Annotated in this window: 15 protein-coding genes and 1 pseudogene; 9 read left to right on the top strand and 7 right to left on the bottom strand. The window is 73.5% G+C overall.

What is annotated here, in order from left to right; translation table 11 throughout:
- Positions 1-78: 78 nt before the first annotated feature.
- Positions 79-879 carry an NAD(P)H-binding protein gene (locus ACWEVP_RS19955; protein WP_452064032.1) on the top strand — a complete coding sequence of 267 codons (801 nt, stop codon included), beginning with the start codon at positions 79-81 and terminating at the stop codon, positions 877-879.
- On the opposite strand, the gene ACWEVP_RS19950 is transcribed toward ACWEVP_RS19955, so the two are convergent.
- Both ACWEVP_RS19950 and ACWEVP_RS19945 read right to left on the bottom strand, forming a co-directional pair.
- Positions 863-2371 carry a DUF2235 domain-containing protein gene (locus ACWEVP_RS19950; protein ID WP_452064031.1) on the bottom strand — a complete coding sequence of 503 codons (1509 nt, stop codon included), beginning with the start codon at positions 2369-2371 and terminating at the stop codon, positions 863-865. The genes ACWEVP_RS19955 and ACWEVP_RS19950 overlap by 17 nt on opposite strands.
- 111 nt (positions 2372-2482) lie before the next feature.
- Positions 2483-3181, bottom strand: a complete 699-nt coding sequence (locus ACWEVP_RS19945) for an ArsR/SmtB family transcription factor (RefSeq protein ID WP_452064356.1) — start codon at positions 3179-3181, stop codon at positions 2483-2485.
- Between the two features lie 80 nt (positions 3182-3261).
- On the opposite strand from ACWEVP_RS19945, the gene ACWEVP_RS19940 reads away from it, so the two are divergent.
- A complete protein-coding gene (locus ACWEVP_RS19940) occupies positions 3262-4461 on the top strand; it encodes an MFS transporter (protein ID WP_452064030.1) in 1200 nt (399 codons plus the stop codon).
- A complete protein-coding gene (locus ACWEVP_RS19935; protein WP_452064029.1) occupies positions 4451-5401 on the top strand; it encodes a threonine ammonia-lyase in 951 nt (316 codons plus the stop codon). Before ACWEVP_RS19940 ends, ACWEVP_RS19935 begins: the two co-directional genes overlap by 11 nt.
- Here ACWEVP_RS19935 and ACWEVP_RS19930 read toward each other — a convergent pair.
- Positions 5391-5924, bottom strand: coding sequence for a hypothetical protein (locus ACWEVP_RS19930; RefSeq protein WP_452064028.1), 534 nt, complete (start codon positions 5922-5924; stop codon positions 5391-5393). The genes ACWEVP_RS19935 and ACWEVP_RS19930 overlap by 11 nt on opposite strands.
- Before the next feature lie 67 nt (positions 5925-5991).
- On the opposite strand from ACWEVP_RS19930, the gene ACWEVP_RS19925 reads away from it, so the two are divergent.
- From ACWEVP_RS19925 to ACWEVP_RS19900, 6 genes are read left to right on the top strand one after another with little or no spacing between them, the layout of a single operon-like run.
- Positions 5992-6627, top strand: coding sequence for a helix-turn-helix domain-containing protein (locus ACWEVP_RS19925; protein WP_452064027.1), 636 nt, complete (start codon positions 5992-5994; stop codon positions 6625-6627).
- 37 nt (positions 6628-6664) lie between these two features.
- Positions 6665-7810, top strand: coding sequence for an NAD(P)/FAD-dependent oxidoreductase (locus ACWEVP_RS19920; RefSeq protein WP_452064026.1), 1146 nt, complete (start codon positions 6665-6667; stop codon positions 7808-7810).
- Positions 7810-8061, top strand: a complete 252-nt coding sequence (locus ACWEVP_RS19915) for a (2Fe-2S)-binding protein (RefSeq protein WP_452064355.1) — start codon at positions 7810-7812, stop codon at positions 8059-8061. The genes ACWEVP_RS19920 and ACWEVP_RS19915 overlap by 1 nt, the downstream gene beginning before the upstream one ends.
- Positions 8058-9539, top strand: coding sequence for an FAD/NAD(P)-dependent oxidoreductase (locus tag ACWEVP_RS19910; RefSeq protein ID WP_452064025.1), 1482 nt, complete (start codon positions 8058-8060; stop codon positions 9537-9539). Before ACWEVP_RS19915 ends, ACWEVP_RS19910 begins: the two co-directional genes overlap by 4 nt.
- On the top strand, positions 9536-10447 hold the full coding sequence (locus ACWEVP_RS19905) for a dihydrodipicolinate synthase family protein (RefSeq protein WP_452064024.1): 912 nt from the start codon (positions 9536-9538) through the stop codon (positions 10445-10447). The genes ACWEVP_RS19910 and ACWEVP_RS19905 overlap by 4 nt, the downstream gene beginning before the upstream one ends.
- A complete protein-coding gene (locus ACWEVP_RS19900; RefSeq protein ID WP_452064023.1) occupies positions 10448-11449 on the top strand; it encodes a proline racemase family protein in 1002 nt (333 codons plus the stop codon).
- On the opposite strand, the gene ACWEVP_RS19895 is transcribed toward ACWEVP_RS19900, so the two are convergent.
- The 4 genes and pseudogenes from ACWEVP_RS19895 to ACWEVP_RS19880 form a co-directional block, all read right to left on the bottom strand.
- The gene (locus tag ACWEVP_RS19895) at positions 11446-11796 is read right to left on the bottom strand and encodes a darcynin family protein (RefSeq protein WP_452064022.1); all 351 of its coding nucleotides are present in this window, start codon (positions 11794-11796) and stop codon (positions 11446-11448) included. The genes ACWEVP_RS19900 and ACWEVP_RS19895 overlap by 4 nt on opposite strands.
- Entirely contained in the window at positions 11793-12683 is an 891-nt protein-coding gene (locus ACWEVP_RS19890) for an NAD-dependent epimerase/dehydratase family protein (protein ID WP_452064021.1), read from the bottom strand. Before ACWEVP_RS19890 ends, ACWEVP_RS19895 begins: the two co-directional genes overlap by 4 nt.
- Positions 12684-12789: 106 nt before the next feature.
- Positions 12790-14178, bottom strand: coding sequence for a family 2B encapsulin nanocompartment shell protein (locus ACWEVP_RS19885; RefSeq protein WP_452064020.1), 1389 nt, complete (start codon positions 14176-14178; stop codon positions 12790-12792).
- Positions 14179-14183: 5 nt separating this feature from the next.
- A pseudogene (locus tag ACWEVP_RS19880) lies at positions 14184-14669 on the bottom strand (Crp/Fnr family transcriptional regulator); the annotation flags it as partial.

Raw genomic sequence — 14669 nt, 5'->3', positions numbered from 1 at the left:
CCTGACCGTAGACGATCACAAAGGAATCCACGACCATCTCCCATGGATCGTCTTGGCGGCCCGCGCTTGGCTGAAGCCATGCCAACAACCTTGATCCTCGGCGGCACCGGCAAGACCGGCCGCCGCGTCGCCTCGCGCCTGGCCGGTGCGCGAATCGCTTCGCGTACCGGCGGTTTCGACCTCGGCGACCCCGCGAGCTGGGCGGCCGCGCTCGACGGCGTCACGGCCGTCTACCTCGTCGAACCGGATCTGCGGGCGGCCGCGCGCCTGCCGCGGTTCGTGGACCGCGCGGTCGCGGCCGGTGCGTCCCGGCTGGTCCTGCTGTCCGCCCCGCGCGCTGGGGAGGAGGGGCATCCGCTGCACGCCGCCGAGCGGGCCGTGCGGGATTGCGGGGCGGGCTGGACGATCCTGCGCCCGCAGTGGTTCGCGCAGAACTTCAGCGAAGGCCCGTGGGCGCCGGCCATCCGCGAGGGTGTCCTGGCGCTGCCGGCCGGACGCGGGGGAGCGCCCTTCGTCGACGCCGAGGACATCGCCGACGTCGCCGCGGCGGCGCTGACCGGCGACCGGCACCACGGCGAGGTCTACGAGCTGACCGGACCGCGGGTGGTCGGGTTCGGCGAAGCGGTCACCCTGATCGCGCGGGCCGCCGGGCGGGAGATCGAGTACGTCGACCTCGAACCCGAGGCCTTCATCGAGCGGCAGATCGCCGTCGGTGTCCCGGAAACCGTGGCCCGCCTGCTCACCGGCTTGCTCGCGGAGCTGCGCGAGGGCCGGGGCGCGGACCTCGGCGACGGCGTCGAGCGCGCGCTCGGCCGGCCACCCCGGTCGTTCGAGGAGTTCGTCGCCGGGACCTCGTGGCCGGTCAGCCGATCCGCGTGACCGTCAGCTTCAGCGAACCCCGGTTGCTGGAGTAGCCCAGCCAGCTGTCGTTGGCGTAGGCGTAGAAGTAGCCGGGGTTTTCGTTGGTCCACCGCCGCACCCCGGCGCCGATCGGGATGGCGTCGTACGGCTGCTGGACGTCGTGGACGTCGAGGTCCGGGGCCGCCACCGTCCCGATCAGGGCCATCCACTTGGCGTCTTCGCAGCGGCGCCCGCCGAACGCGCGGGCGTCCGCGTGGTTCAGCCGCGCCAGCTGGGTCTGGAGCCAGGCCGACGTCGTGGCCAGCGCGTGCAGCATGTCCTGGAAGTCCAGCCGGGCGTCGGCTTCGCTGCCGTCGGGGCGGTGCGCGACCTTCCCGTTCAGCCACGTGCCCTCGGCCGTGAACGCGTACTCGCCGCGTTCCAGGTGGAGGCCGGTCCAGTTCCACGGCTTTCCGGCGTAGACGTCGACGGTGGCGGAACCGCCCACCTCGAGCCGCCGGCCGGGGCGGTACGGGCCGGTCGTGATCGGCGGTGTCGCCTGACGCTCCACAGTGGACTGGGCGATGCCGGCGGAGTCCTTGGCGATGAACGGGAAGGCGCGCGGAGCCGGGCACAGGACCGTGTAGACGCTGTGGAGCGAGTCGTGCAGCACGTCCTGGGCGTCCGGCGCGATCTGGTGGTACATCGCTTCGTCGAAGACGATGTCCGGGACGGCGGCGCGGCACTCGTCGATCATCCACCGCAGCGCGGCGTCGGACAGGCCGGTGCGGTCGTGCCCGCCGCCGACGTCGCAGTGGTCGCCCGGGAACCAGACCTGCTCGACGTCACGGCCTTCCTCCACACCGGACCACAGCGTGGGCATGAACGGGCCGCGCATCTCGTCGATGGCGAGGGCCTGGCGGGCGTGCCGCACGTGGCCGCCGAGCTTCGTGTCGTGGAACCGGGGCAGGTGCCCGACGTGGTCTTCGACGAGCTTCAGCGGGCCGAGCCAGTCCGGGATGCCGAGCGATCCGACGGTGTCCCAGACGCCGAGGAACTCGATCGGGACCGCCTCGGCCGCTTCGCCGGACTCCGCCCGGTAGACGTCGGTGAAGAGCCGGTCGACCTCGGCCCAGAACCCGGTGGATTCGGCCGTCTTGAGCGCCGCGGGCAGGCCGCAGCGCTTGAGCATGCCGGAGAGGCTGCGGACGGTGAACGCCCCGCGGCTGAACCCGAACAGGTGGATCGCGTCGCCGGGCTCGTAGGTGCGGGCGAGCCAGGCGTAGGCGCTCTTGATGTTCTCGGACAGTCCTTTGCCGACCAGTCCGCCCTCGAGGTGGTCGAGCAGGCCGGGCCCGGTCCCGACGCCGGGGTGGTAGTACCGCAGCTGGTTGGCGCGGTCGGCCACGGTGTGGTGGATCCGCGCGACGTTCGTCGGGGCCGGCCGGCCCTGTTGCTGCTGGTCCGGTGTGTTCCAGGTGCCGTCGCAGCAGACCACCAGGTGCCGCCGTCCGCCGTTCGCCTCGCTCATCCGATCCACCTTCGCTCCACTCGGGATGCTCAAGAGTCGCGTCGATCTCGGCCGCGGTTACAGTCCCGAGGTCTTCAAGAGGCGGAAGGGGGCTCGCCGGATACCGCCGGCTCAGAAGCCCGGCAGCAGGGCGCCGAGCCTCCGGCGGCCGAGCGGGGTGACGGTGAGCTCGCGGTCCGCGTCCCCGCGCCGGACGAAACCCGCGTCGAGGAGCGCGTCCAGCACCCGGCCGCCGAGGACGCCGCCGAGGTGCGGGACGCGGTTGGTCCGGTCGAGGCACGCCGTCGCCCAGCGCCGCCGGCCCGGGTCCACGGTGGCCGGGTCGACGCCGAGATCGTGGAACGCCGAGACGTCGCCGCCCAGCGTGAGGTCGGCGGCCGAGCCGTCCGGGGGCCGCAGCGCACCGCGGTCGACCAGCATGGCGAACACCGCCACCCCGAGCCGGCCGGCCGCGTGGTCGTAGCACGTGTGCGCGACGTCCACAGCGGACTCCGCCGGGCGCGGCGGCGTGAGGGAATCGTTGCCGCCGTAACGGGCGAGCGCGGTGAGCACCGGCAGGAGGTCGTCGCGGCCGACGCGGTACAGCGCGTGGCGGCCCGCGTGCTCGACCGTCACCAGCCCGGCCGCGCGCAGCCGCGCCAGGTGGTTGCCCAGCCGCGGCGCGGTGACGCCGAGGGCGTCGGCCAGCTGCACCATCGTGTGCGGGCCCTCGGCCGCCAGCAGCTGCACCGCCGTCAGCCGCACCGGGTCCGACAGCTCCCGCGTCAACCCGACGATCGCGGCCTGGACCGCGCTGTCCGGTTCGACCATTCCGCTCACCCTGCGACCCTAGCACCCTTCATGGGAGCCTGAATGATGATACCGTTCAGGCTCCCATGAAGGGTGGTTGCATGAGGAGTCTCCTGTGGGGCCGCGGCGTCTCCGCGCTCGGCGACGGCCTGTGGTTCACCATCTGGGCGCTCTACTTCACCCGGATCCTCGGGCTGCCGGTGGTGACGGTGGGCGCGGGCATGGCCGTGGCGAGCGCCGTGGGCATGGCCGCCGCGGTGCCGCTGGGCGCGTTCGCCGACCGCGCCGGCCCCCGCGCGGTGCTGGTGGCGGTGACGCTGGTGCGCGCCGCGGCGATGGCCGGCTACCTGGCGGTGGACGGCACGGCCTCGTTCCTGGCCGTCACGGTGCCGTTCACCGCGCTCGCCACCGGCGGGACCGCGATCCGGACGGCGCTGGTCACCGGCCTGGTCGCCGACCCGGCGCGCCGGCTGCGCGTGCTCGCGCAGCAGCGGGTCGCCCAGCACGTCGGGTACGCCGCCGGCGCCGGCCTCGGGGCGCTCGTGCTGACCGCCGACGCGCCCTGGGCGTACACGCTGGCCATCGCCGGCAACGCGCTGAGCTTCCTGGTCCTGGCCGGAACGACGCTGCTGGTGCCCGCGCCGGCGGCGGTCCCGGCGGCCCGGCGGGCGGGCGCCCGGGCCGTCCTGCGTGACCGGCCGTACCTCTGCGTCGCCGGCGTGACCGCGGTGCTTTCCCTGTGCTGGGCGATGTTGTCGGCCGGGTTGCCGCTGTGGCTGGCCGGCTCGACGCGGTTGCCGCTGGGCCTCGGCGGCGTCGTGGTCGTGCTCAGCTCGGTCGGCATCGCGGTGTTCCAGGTGCCGTTCGCCCGCTTCGGCCGGACCGCGCGCCAGGCGGCCCGGACGGCGGTGGTGTCCGGCGTGGTCCTGGCGGCGAGCTGCCTGCTGCTGGCGACCACCGCCGGCGGCGGGGGAGCGGCCGCGGTGACGGTGGTCGTGCTGGCCGCGGTGCTGCACGTCGTGGGCGAGCTGAGCTACGTGGCCGCGAACTGGGGACTTTCGGTGCGGCTCATGCGTGAAGAAGCGAAGGGGGCCTACCAAGGGGCGAGCGAGGCGGCCACGGCGACGGTCCAGATGGTCGGACCCGGGGTGTTCACCCTCGCGGTCGGCGGCCTCGGCGCCCTGGGGTGGGTGCTGGTCGCCGTGGTGTTCCTGGTGGCCGTCGCGCCCCTCCCGCGGCTGACCCGCTGGGCGCTCCGGACCCGGGAACCGGCGGCTATGCTCGCCGACCGTGCGTCTTGACCTCGACCGGATCCGGGCCGCCCGCCGGGTGATCGATCCGGTCTTCCTCGACAGCCCGCTCTACCGCTGCGAACCCCTCGAACGCGAACTCGGCTGCCGGGTCGCCGTCAAGCTCGAAACCGCCAACCCCGTCCGTAGCTTCAAGGGCCGCGGCACCGAACTGGTCGCGCACGGTCTCGCCGGACGCGGTGAGCGCGCCGCCGTGTGCGCCAGCGCCGGCAACCTCGGGCAGGCTCTCGCGGTGTCCGGACGGGCTCGCGGGATCGACGTCACCGTCGTGACCTCGCGGTTCGCGCCCGCCGCGAAGCTCGAGCGCATCCGGGCTTTCGGCGCTCACCTGGAGCTGGTGGACGGCGACTTCGAACTGGCGAGACGGCGGGCGGCGGACCTCGCGCGGCAGCGGGGTGTCCGGCTCGTCGAGGACAGCCTGGACGTCGAGACGTGCGAAGGCGCGGCGACCATCGGCCTCGAACTGGCCGGGGCCGGGACCTTCGACGCCGTCCTCGTCGCCCTCGGCGGCGGCGCGCTCGCCACCGGCGTCGGTCACGTCCTGAAGTCCCTCGCCCCCGGCACCGAAGTGATCACCGTCCAGCCCGAGCGCGCGCCGGCGATGACGCGGTCGTGGCACGAACGCCGCGTCGTCATCACGGACTCGGCGGACACCATCGCCGACGGGGTCGCGGGCCGGTTCCCCATCCCGGAGGTCCTCGGCGACCTGCTGCAGGTCGCCGACGACGCGGTCCTGGTGCGGGAGGCGTCGATCATCTCCGGGATGCGGCTGTTCCTGGACCGGGCGGGGCTCGTCGTGGAACCGTCGGCGGCGCTCGGCTTGGCGGCGGTCCTCGAAAACCGCGAGCGCTTCGCCGGGCGGCACGTGGCCACCATCGTCTGCGGGAGCAACGTCGACCTGGCCGCCTACCGCGGGTGGCTCAGCGCTTGAGCAGGCCCTTTTCCCGCATGGCCGCGCGAAACGCTTCGGTCTGCGCCGCGTCGAGGACGTTCGCCGGGAACGCGAGCGTGCCCTCCGACTCCGTCTTCAGCACCCAGAACCCGCGCACCAGCGCGGCGCTCTTGAACGTCGGCCACAGCCGGCTGACCGCGCGCCCGGACGATTCGCCCGCGTACCCGGCGTCGGTCAGCGCGATCTTGGCGGTCGTGGGCTCGGCGTAGGGCCGCAGCGCCCGGGAGACCCGGCGCGCGTAGAAGACCGGCCAGCCGAGCCCGAGCAGGAGAACCACGACGCCGACGGCGAGCCCGACCGGGTCCACGTCCGCGCCCTCGAGAGCTTCGAGCAGGGCCAGGATCCCGAGCACCACGTAGATCCCGGCCGGCAGCCACCGGGCCAGCGGAGCCCGCGGGTGGCAGGCGCGGAACGACTGCGCGGCCATTTCGGGCGTGTAGACGAACGACAACGAGATGTCCACGGAAGCGCTCTCCCCGGGGTGGTGATCGTGCGCGCTCATTCTGGCACGCGGGTCCGGCGTGGCATCATGGGCCGCGATCGGCGAACCGAACGAAAGACAGGGCTCGATGGACGCTTTACCGAACGGTGGGACGACCGCGGCCGAGCCGTCGATCCGGGACATGCTCGCCGTCAACCTGCGCGCCGCGCGGGCTGCCCGCGGCCTGTCGCTGTCCGAGCTCTCGCGGCGGTCCGGCATCGGCAAGGCGACTCTCTCGCAGCTGGAGGCGGGCACCGGCAACCCGACGATCGAGACCGTCTTCAGCCTGTCCCGCGCCCTCGAAGTCGCCATCTCCGACCTGCTCGACCACCGGCCCCGCGGCGGCCTGACCGTCGTGCGCGCCGCCGACGTCGAAGTTCTCCGCGGCGAGGGCGTCGACCTGCGGCCGCTGCGCCGGATCGAGGACGGGACCAGCGTCTTCGAGGTCTACGACCAGGTCGTCCGCGGGGACGCGCCGCAGCGGTCGCGGGGCCACGTCGGGGTCGAGCACACCGTCGTGCAGACGGGCGGGCTGCGCGTCGAGGTGGCCGGCCGGACCGTCGACCTCGGCCCGGGGGACTACGTCGCCTTCGACGCCCGCGAGCCGCACAGCTACACCGCGCTGGCGGCACCCGTGCACTCGGTGCTGCTGCTGCAGTACCGCGACGGCGAACGGCTCGACGGGCGGCCGCACCCGTTGACACCCCCGGTCCCGGAGACCTAACCTCCGATCGTTCGCTTTACCGAACACCGGAGGGTCGATGAACCGAACACGAGTGGTGGTGATCGGGGCCGGTGTCGTCGGGGCGGCGTGCGCCCGGGAACTGACCCTCGCCGGGTTCGACGTCCTGGTCGTCGACCGCGGCCGGCCCGCGGGCGGAACCACCTCGCACGGCGAAGGCAACCTCCTCGTCTCCGACAAGGGCCCGGGCGCGGAACTGCGGCTCGCGCGGCTTTCGGCCCGGCTGTGGCCGGAGATCGCGGCCGAGCTCGGCGACGCCTGCGAGTTCGACCCCAAGGGCGGCATCGTCGTGGCCACCACCGAAGCCGGCGCCGGCGCGCTCACGGCGTTCGCGGCGGCGCAGGCCTCGGCGGGGGTGCGCGTCGAGAACTTGTCCACAGTGGACCTCTTCGCCGCCGAACCCGCGGTGACCCGCGCGGTGACGGCGGCCGTCCGCTACCCGGAGGACGCCCAGGTCCAGCCGGCCGGGGCGACCCTCGCCCTGCTCGGCTCGGCCTTGGCGCGCGGTGCCCGGCTGCGCACCGGCGCCGAGGTCACCGGAGCGGTCGAGCGTGGTGGCCGGATCACCGGGGTCCGCCTGTCCGGCGAGGTCGTCGAGGCGGACGTCGTCGTCAACGCGGCCGGCCCGTGGGCGGGCGAGGTGTCCGCGCGCCTGGGGGCGCCGATCGCGGTCCGGCCCCGCCGCGGCGAGGTGCTGGTGACGACGCCGATGCCGGGGCTGGTGCGGCACAAGGTGTACGACGCCGACTACGTCGGGGCGGTGGGGTCCGGCGACGGCGAGCTGCAGACGTCGGCCGTCGTCGAGTCGACGCGCGGCGGCACGGTCCTGATCGGGTCGTCGCGCCGCCGCGTGGGGTTCGACGACGCGATCCCGCCGTCGGTGCTGGGCGCGATCGCGGCCACGGCGCTGCGCTTGTTCCCGTCGCTGGCGGACGCCGCCGTGATGCGCGCGTACGGGGGTTTCCGGCCCTATGTGGACGATCACCTCCCGGTCCTGGGCGAGGACCCGCGGCTCGGGAACCTCTGGCACGCCACGGGACACGAAGGCGCGGGCATCGGGCTGAGCGTCGGCACGGCTCGGCTGCTGCGTGAGCTGCTGACCGGGGCGCCGCCGTCGATGCCGGTGGAGGAGTTCACGGTGGACCGTCCGGCGGTGGTCGCGTGATCGAGATCAGGGTCGACGGCGAGCCGGTCGCCGGCGTGGCGGGCCAGACGGTGGCCGGGATCCTGCTGGCGGCCGGGCGGACGTCGTGGCGCACGACGAGGTCGGGCGCGCCGCGCGGGGTGTTCTGCGGGATCGGGGCGTGCTTCGACTGCCTGGTGACGGTGAACGGGGTGGCGGACGTCCGCGCGTGCCGCCGCCGCGCGGCCGACGGCGACGAGATCCGCACCCAGTCCCGCCAGGAGGACGCATGAGGGTGGTGATCATCGGTGCCGGGCCGGCGGGACTGGCGGCGGCCGAGCACGCGCTGCGGGCGGGCGCCGAGGTGACGGTCCTGGACCAGGCGGACGCGCCGGGCGGGCAGTACCACCGGAGATTCCACGGAGACCCGCACGGCTTCGGGGAGGTGCTGAGCCGCTGCGAGTGGTGGCCGGAGAGCACGGTGTGGGCGATCGAAGGCGCCGGCTGGGCAGGCAGCGCCGGGCTCGGCAAGGCCGCGGCCGGCGGTCGCGGTGCGGGCGGCTCAGCGTCCGGTCTCGGCGGCGGTGCCGCGGGCGATCCTGGCGCAGGTGGGGCTGGCGGCCCCGGCGGGACAGGCAGCGCCGGGCCCGGCAAGGCCGCGACCGGCGGCCCCGGCGCGGGCGGCTCGCCACCCCCTCTCCGGATCCACGTCCTGCGCGGCCCGGCCGATGGCTCCGCCCGGCACCGCGTCACCCTCGAACCCGATGCCCTCGTCCTCGCCACCGGCGCGCACGACCGCGTCCTCCCCTTCCCCGGCTGGCAGCTGCCCGGCGTCTACACCGCGGGGGCCGCCCAAGCCCTCGCCAAGGGGGAGCGCGTCGCCGTCGGCGAGCGGGTCCTCGTCGCCGGGGCCGGTCCCTTCCTGCTGCCCGTCGCCGAATCGCTGCTGGCCGTCGGCGCCGGCGTGCTCGCCGTCCTCGAAGCCAATCCCGCCGCGACCGTCCTCAAAGGATGGTCCGGCCGCGTCCATCCCGGCAAAGCCGCGGAACTCGCCCGCTACGCCGCCACCCTGGCCCGCCACCGCGTCCCCTACCGCTTCGGCCGCGTGGTCGTCGAAGCGCGCGGCGACGACCGGGTCCGCGAAGCCGTCACCGCGCGCGTCCGCGCCGACTGGTCGGTCGTCCCCGGCACCGAACGCGCCCACGCCGTCGACGCCGTCTGCGTCGGCCACGGCTTCGTCCCGCAACCCGAACTGGCCGTCGCCGCCGGCTGCGTGCTCGACGCCGGCTTCGTCCGGGTCGACGACAGTCAGCGCACCACCGTCGGAGGGGTCTTCGCCGCGGGGGAGACCACCGGGATCGGCGGCGCGGACGCCGCCCGCGCGGAGGGCGCGGTCGCCGGCTGCGTCGCCGCCGGCGGTACGCCGGCCCCGGACCTGCTCCGCAAGCGGGACCGCACCCGGGCGTTCGCGCACCGGTTGACGACCGCCCACCCGATCGGCGCCGGGTGGCCCGGCTGGCTGCGCGAGGACACGATCGTCTGCCGCTGCGAAGAAACCACCTACGGCCGGCTGAAGGAAGCCGCCGCCGACCCCGCCGAGCCGGGCCCGCACGCGCTCAAGCTCGGCACCCGCGCCGGCCTCGGCCCGTGCCAGGGCCGGATGTGCGGCCCCGCCGTCGCCGAGCTCTGCGGCGGCGCCGAACGCCACCACCGACCCATCGCCCAGCCGATCCGCCTGGGCGAGCTCGCCGCACCCGAAGGAGAGTCATGAGCACCCGCGATCTCGGCGGCGTGGTCGTCGCCGCCGCGCTGCCGTACCGGACCGACGACGCCGCCCCCGCCGGGCTGGCCGTCGACTACGACGCCTACGCCGAACACTGCCGCTGGCTGGTCGGGAACGGCTGCCGCGGCGTCGGCCCGAACGGCTCCCTCGGCGAGTACTCCTCGCTCACCGACGACGAACGCCGCCGCGTCGCCCGTACCGCGATCGAAGCTGTCGGCGACGACGGGATCGTCGTCGTCGGCGTCCACGGACCCGGCGCGCACCAGGCCAGGCACTGGGCCGAGACGGCGGCCGAGGACGGCGCCCACGGCGTGCTCTGCCTCCCGCCGACGCTCTACCGCGCCAACCGCGGCGAGGTCATCGCCCACTTCGAGGCCGTCGCATCCGTCGGCCTGCCGGTGATGGTCTACAACAACCCCTTCGACACGAAGGTCGACCTCACCCCCGGCCTGCTCGCCGAGATCGCGCAGATCGACAACGTCGTCGCGGTCAAGGAGTTCTCCGGCGACGTCCGGCGCGTGCTCGAGATCCGCGAACGCGCACCGGGACTCGCCGTCGTCAGCGGCGCCGACGACGTCGTCGTGGAGAGCCTGCTGATGGGCGCGACCGGCTGGTTCGCCGGGTTCCCCAACGTGTTCCCGGCCGAGTCGGCGCGCCTGTTCGAGCTGGCCACCGCGGGCAAGCTCGACGAGGCCCGCGCGCTGTACGAGCCGCTGGTGGCCGCGTTCCGCTGGGACTCGCGCACCGAGTTCGTCCAGGCCATCAAGCTCGGGATGGACATGGTGGGCCGCTACGGCGGGCCGTGCCGGCCACCGCGCGGGCCGCTCTCCGACGTCCACCGCGAGCAGGTCCGCGCCGACATGGGCCGGGCGCTCGCCGCGCTGGGGGTGGCGTAAGTGCGGTCTTCGCGCGCGATCACGGCGGTCGACTCGCACACCGAGGGCATGCCCACCCGGGTGGTGACCGGCGGCGTCGGCCCGATCCCCGGGGACACGACGGCCGAGCGCCGCCGGTACTTCATGGCGCACCTCGACCACCTCCGGCAGTTCCTGATGCACGAACCGCGCGGGCATTCGGCGATGAGCGGCGCGATCCTGCAGCCGCCCTGCCGCGACGACGCCGACTGGGGCGTGGTGTACATCGAGGTGTCCGGGTGCCTGCCGATGTGCGGCCACGGCACGATCGGCGTCGCGACGGTGCTGGTCGAGACCGGCATGGTCGAGGTGACCGAGCCGACGACCGTGGTCCGCCTGGACACCCCGGCCGGGCTCGTGCACGCGGAGGTCACGGTCCGCGACGGGCGCGCCGAACGGGTCAAGCTGCAGAACGTGGCCTCGTTCCTCGCCGAGCGGGACGCCGTCGTGGACGTGCCCGGCTTCGGCGAGGTCCGCTACGACCTGGCCTACGGCGGGAACTTCTACGCCATCCTCGACCTGTCCCAAGTGGACATCCCGTTCGAACGGTCCGAAAAGGACCGCATCCTGAGCGCGGGCCTGAACATCATGGCCGCGATCAACGAGCAGCGCCCGCCGAAGCACCCGGCCGATCCGCTGATCGGCGGCTGCAAGCACGTCCAGTTCCTCGCACCGGGCTCGGACGCGCGCCGGTCGCGGAACGCCATGGCGATCCACCCCGGCTGGTTCGACCGCTCGCCGTGCGGGACGGGCACCTCGGCCCGGATGGCCCAGCTGCACGCCCGCGGCGAGCTGCCGCTGCACACGCCGTTCGAGAACAGCTCGTTCATCGGCACGACGTTCACGGGCGAGCTGGTGGGCGAGACGGAGGTGGGCGGCGTGCCGGCGGTGATCCCCGAGTTCTCGGGGCGGGCCTGGATCACCGGGACCGCCACCTACCTGCTCGATCCCGATGATCCCTTCCCGACGGGTTTCGTGCTCTAGGAGGTGATGGTGGCGACCGCGTCGACGCCGTAGTTCCTGGCGTACCCGTTTTCGACCCCGACCAGGATCTCGGCGACCTCGAACCAGCGGTCCCAGAACGGCGTTTCGCGCAGGGCTTCGACCAGGAGCTGGTAGGCCTCGTGGTCGGCGGCCTCCCACACCCACACGTCGGTCACGCGCGCCGAGTAGAACTCGGTGTCGTAGAAGCGGGACCGGACGCCTTCGGTCTTCTCTTCGACGACCGGGACGATCTCGGTCCGGAACGCCTCGATCCGCCGCTCGACCGTCATGGCCAGCCACTCGGGCGTCGTCTTGACGAGCATGAAGGCGGTCACCGTCGCGGTCACGCGTACGCACCCCCTTCGATGTCCTCGACCAGCGTCGGCCCGGACGGCGTCCAGCCGAGCAGCTCCCGCGTGGCCGTGCTCGACGCGGACATGTCCGTCGCGAAGAAGCGGCCGACGAACCCGAAGTGCTCCGCCGCGGTCTCGGGGGCGACCGAAATCGCCGGCAGGCCGAGCGTGCGGCCGATCGCTTCGGCGATTTCGCGCGTCGTCACGGCTTCCTCGGCGACCGCGTGCAGGCGTGCTCCGGCGGGGGCGGCCTCGAGGCCGAGCCGGACGAGCCGGGCCGCGGCCGGGCGGTGGACCGCCGACCAGGCCGCCGCGCCGTCGCCGACGTACGCGGACACGCCGTGCCGGCGGGCAGCCGCCGTGATGGACGCGAGGAACCCGTGGTCGCCGACGCCGTGCACCGAAGGCGCGAAGCGGACACTCACCACGCGGACACCCTTGCCGACGTACTCGAACGCGAGGTTCTCCCCGCCGCCGCGCATCGAGTCCGGCCCGACCGCGGGGGAGACGTCGGATTCGCGGGCGGGCCGGCCTTGCACCAGGCCGGCGAGCGCGCCGGCGAGCAGGAACGGCCGGTCGGTGCCCGCGAGGGCGCCGGCCATGGTCTCGATGGCGGCCCGTTCGGTCCGGTTGTTCTCCGCGGGGTTCGCCCAGTCGTGCTTGTTGCCCAAGTGGACGACGGCGTGGGCGTCGATCGCGCCGTCGCGGAGACCGTCGAGGTCGTCCAGGTCGCCGCGGCGGACCCGGGCGCCCGCCTTGGCGAGCTTCAGGGCCGCGGCGTCCGAGCGGGCGAGGCCGGTGACCTCGTGCCCGGCGCCGAGCAGTTCGTCGACGACGGCGGTGCCGATCCACCCCGTCGCTCCGGTGACGAACACGTGCATGGTGCTGCTCCTTCTTCGGGGGAACTCTTGACTTCTCCGAAGTTAGGAGCCGAGAGAGTGCTCGTGCCACGCAACTTTGGCAATCGACTATTGCGTGAAGCGCAAGTCAGGATCCCGTCTCGACGTGGTCCAGTACGCCGAGCGCGTCCGGCACGAGCACGGCGGCCGAGTGGTAGGCACTGACCAGGTAGGACGTCACCGCGCGGTCGCTGATGCCCATGAACCGGACGGTGAGCCCGGGCTGGTACTGGTCGGGAAGTTCCTTCGGGCGCAGGCCGATGACGCCGGCGTCGTCTTCGCCGGTGCGCATCGCCAGGATCGACGTCGTTCCGGTGTCGGTGATCGGGATCTTGTCGCAGGGCAGGATCGGGACGCCGCGCCAGGCGGTGACGCGTTTGCCGTCGAGCGAGGTCGTGCCCGGGTAGACGCGGGCGCGGGTGCATTCGCGGCCGAACGCGGCGATGGCGCGGGGGTGGGCGAGGAAGAACTTCGTCTTGCGGCGCCGGGTGAGCAGGCCGTCCAGGTCCGACGGCGTGGGTGGGCCGGTGCGGGTGGTGAGCCGGTGTTTGAGGTCGGCGTTGTGCAGCAGCCCGAAGTCGGTGTTGTTGATCAGTTCGTGTTCTTGCCGTTCCCGCAACGCTTCCACCGTCAGCCGTAGCTGTTGTTCGAGCTGGTTCATGGGGTTGTTGTAGAGGTCGGTGACGCGGTTGTGGACCCGCAGCACGGTTTGCGCGACAGCCAGTTCGTACTCGCGCGGCGAGGGGTCGTAGTCGACGTAGGTGCCCGAGAGGAGGGGTTCGCCGTCGTGGCCGGCGGAGAGGTCGATGCTGGCTTCGCCCTTGGTGTTCTGGGGTTTGCGGGGGCGGCCGAGGACGTCGGCGACGTGGGCGCGCAGTGGTTCGGATCGGCCGTTGAGGCGGGCGTAGGCGTCCGCGGGCAGGACGAGGGCGATCACGTGGGTGGCGGCGCGGGCGGTGAAGGGCCAGGTCGCGTCGTCGCGGGCGAGGAGTTCGGCGCCGAGGTGGTCGCCGTCGGTGGCGGTGCCGAGGTGGGTTTCGTCGCCGTATTCGCCGCGGCCGTGCCGGGTGACTTTGCCGTGGGCGAGCAGGATCAGCGTGTCGAGCGGGGTGCCGGCGGTGAAGATCGTGGCGCCGGGTTCGTATTCGCGTTGCTCGAACGCTTCGGCGAGGGCGCCCAGTGCCGTTTCGTCGCCGAAGCCGCGCAGGAGTTCGAGTTCGGTGAGTTCGGCGGGGACGACCTGGACGCGGGCGCCGGTGGTGTAGAAGGAGACTTTGCCGTCGCCGATGGTGTAGGTGAGGCGGCGGTTGACGCGGTAGCTGCCGGCGGGGACGTCGACCCAGGGGAGCTGGGAGAGCAGCCAGCGGGTGGTGATGCCGCGCATCTGCGGCAGGGTCTTGGTCGTGGTGGTCAGCGTCCGGGCGGCGGTGACGCTCAGCGACAGCTGCAGGGCCGCCGTTTCCTCCGTGACGGTCACCGGTTTCAGCCTTCCCGGCCGAGTTCGACGCTTTCCAGCACGGCCAGCGCGTCGGGGACGAGGACGGCGGCGGAGTAGTAGGCGGAGACGAGGTAGGAGATGATGGCTTGGTCGTTGATGCCCATGAACCGCACGTTGAGTCCCGGCTGGTATTCGTCGGGGAGTCCGGTTTGGTGCAGCCCGACCACGCCCTGGGCTTGTTCGCCGGTGCGCATGAGCAGGATGGAGCTGGTGCGGGTGTCGGACACCGGAATTTTGTTGCAGGGCAGGATGGGGATGCCGCGCCAGGCGGGGACGTGGTGGCCGCCGAGGTCGGCGGCGTCGGGGTAGAGGCCGGCTTTGGTGCATTCGCGGCCGAAGGCGGCGATGGTGGTGGGGTGGGCGAGGAAGACGGCGGGGTCTTTCCAGACCAGGGCGAGCAGGTCGTCGAGGTCGTCGGGGGTGGGTGGGCCGGTGCGGGTGGGGATGCGCTGGGCGAAGTCGGTGTTGTG

The organism is Amycolatopsis sp. NPDC003865 (assembly GCF_053605345.1).
This window is presented reverse-complemented; position numbering and strand designations above follow the sequence as displayed.

Coding starts and splice junctions, on each gene's coding strand:
- ACWEVP_RS19955 (WP_452064032.1), top strand. CDS start 79: ATGCCAACAACCTTGATCCTCGGCGGCACCGGCAAGACCGGCCGCCGC.
- ACWEVP_RS19950 (WP_452064031.1), bottom strand. CDS start 2,371: ATGAGCGAGGCGAACGGCGGACGGCGGCACCTGGTGGTCTGCTGCGAC.
- ACWEVP_RS19945 (WP_452064356.1), bottom strand. CDS start 3,181: ATGGTCGAACCGGACAGCGCGGTCCAGGCCGCGATCGTCGGGTTGACG.
- ACWEVP_RS19940 (WP_452064030.1), top strand. CDS start 3,262: ATGAGGAGTCTCCTGTGGGGCCGCGGCGTCTCCGCGCTCGGCGACGGC.
- ACWEVP_RS19930 (WP_452064028.1), bottom strand. CDS start 5,924: ATGAGCGCGCACGATCACCACCCCGGGGAGAGCGCTTCCGTGGACATC.
- ACWEVP_RS19925 (WP_452064027.1), top strand. CDS start 5,992: ATGGACGCTTTACCGAACGGTGGGACGACCGCGGCCGAGCCGTCGATC.
- ACWEVP_RS19920 (WP_452064026.1), top strand. CDS start 6,665: ATGAACCGAACACGAGTGGTGGTGATCGGGGCCGGTGTCGTCGGGGCG.
- ACWEVP_RS19910 (WP_452064025.1), top strand. CDS start 8,058: ATGAGGGTGGTGATCATCGGTGCCGGGCCGGCGGGACTGGCGGCGGCC.
- ACWEVP_RS19905 (WP_452064024.1), top strand. CDS start 9,536: ATGAGCACCCGCGATCTCGGCGGCGTGGTCGTCGCCGCCGCGCTGCCG.
- ACWEVP_RS19890 (WP_452064021.1), bottom strand. CDS start 12,683: ATGCACGTGTTCGTCACCGGAGCGACGGGGTGGATCGGCACCGCCGTC.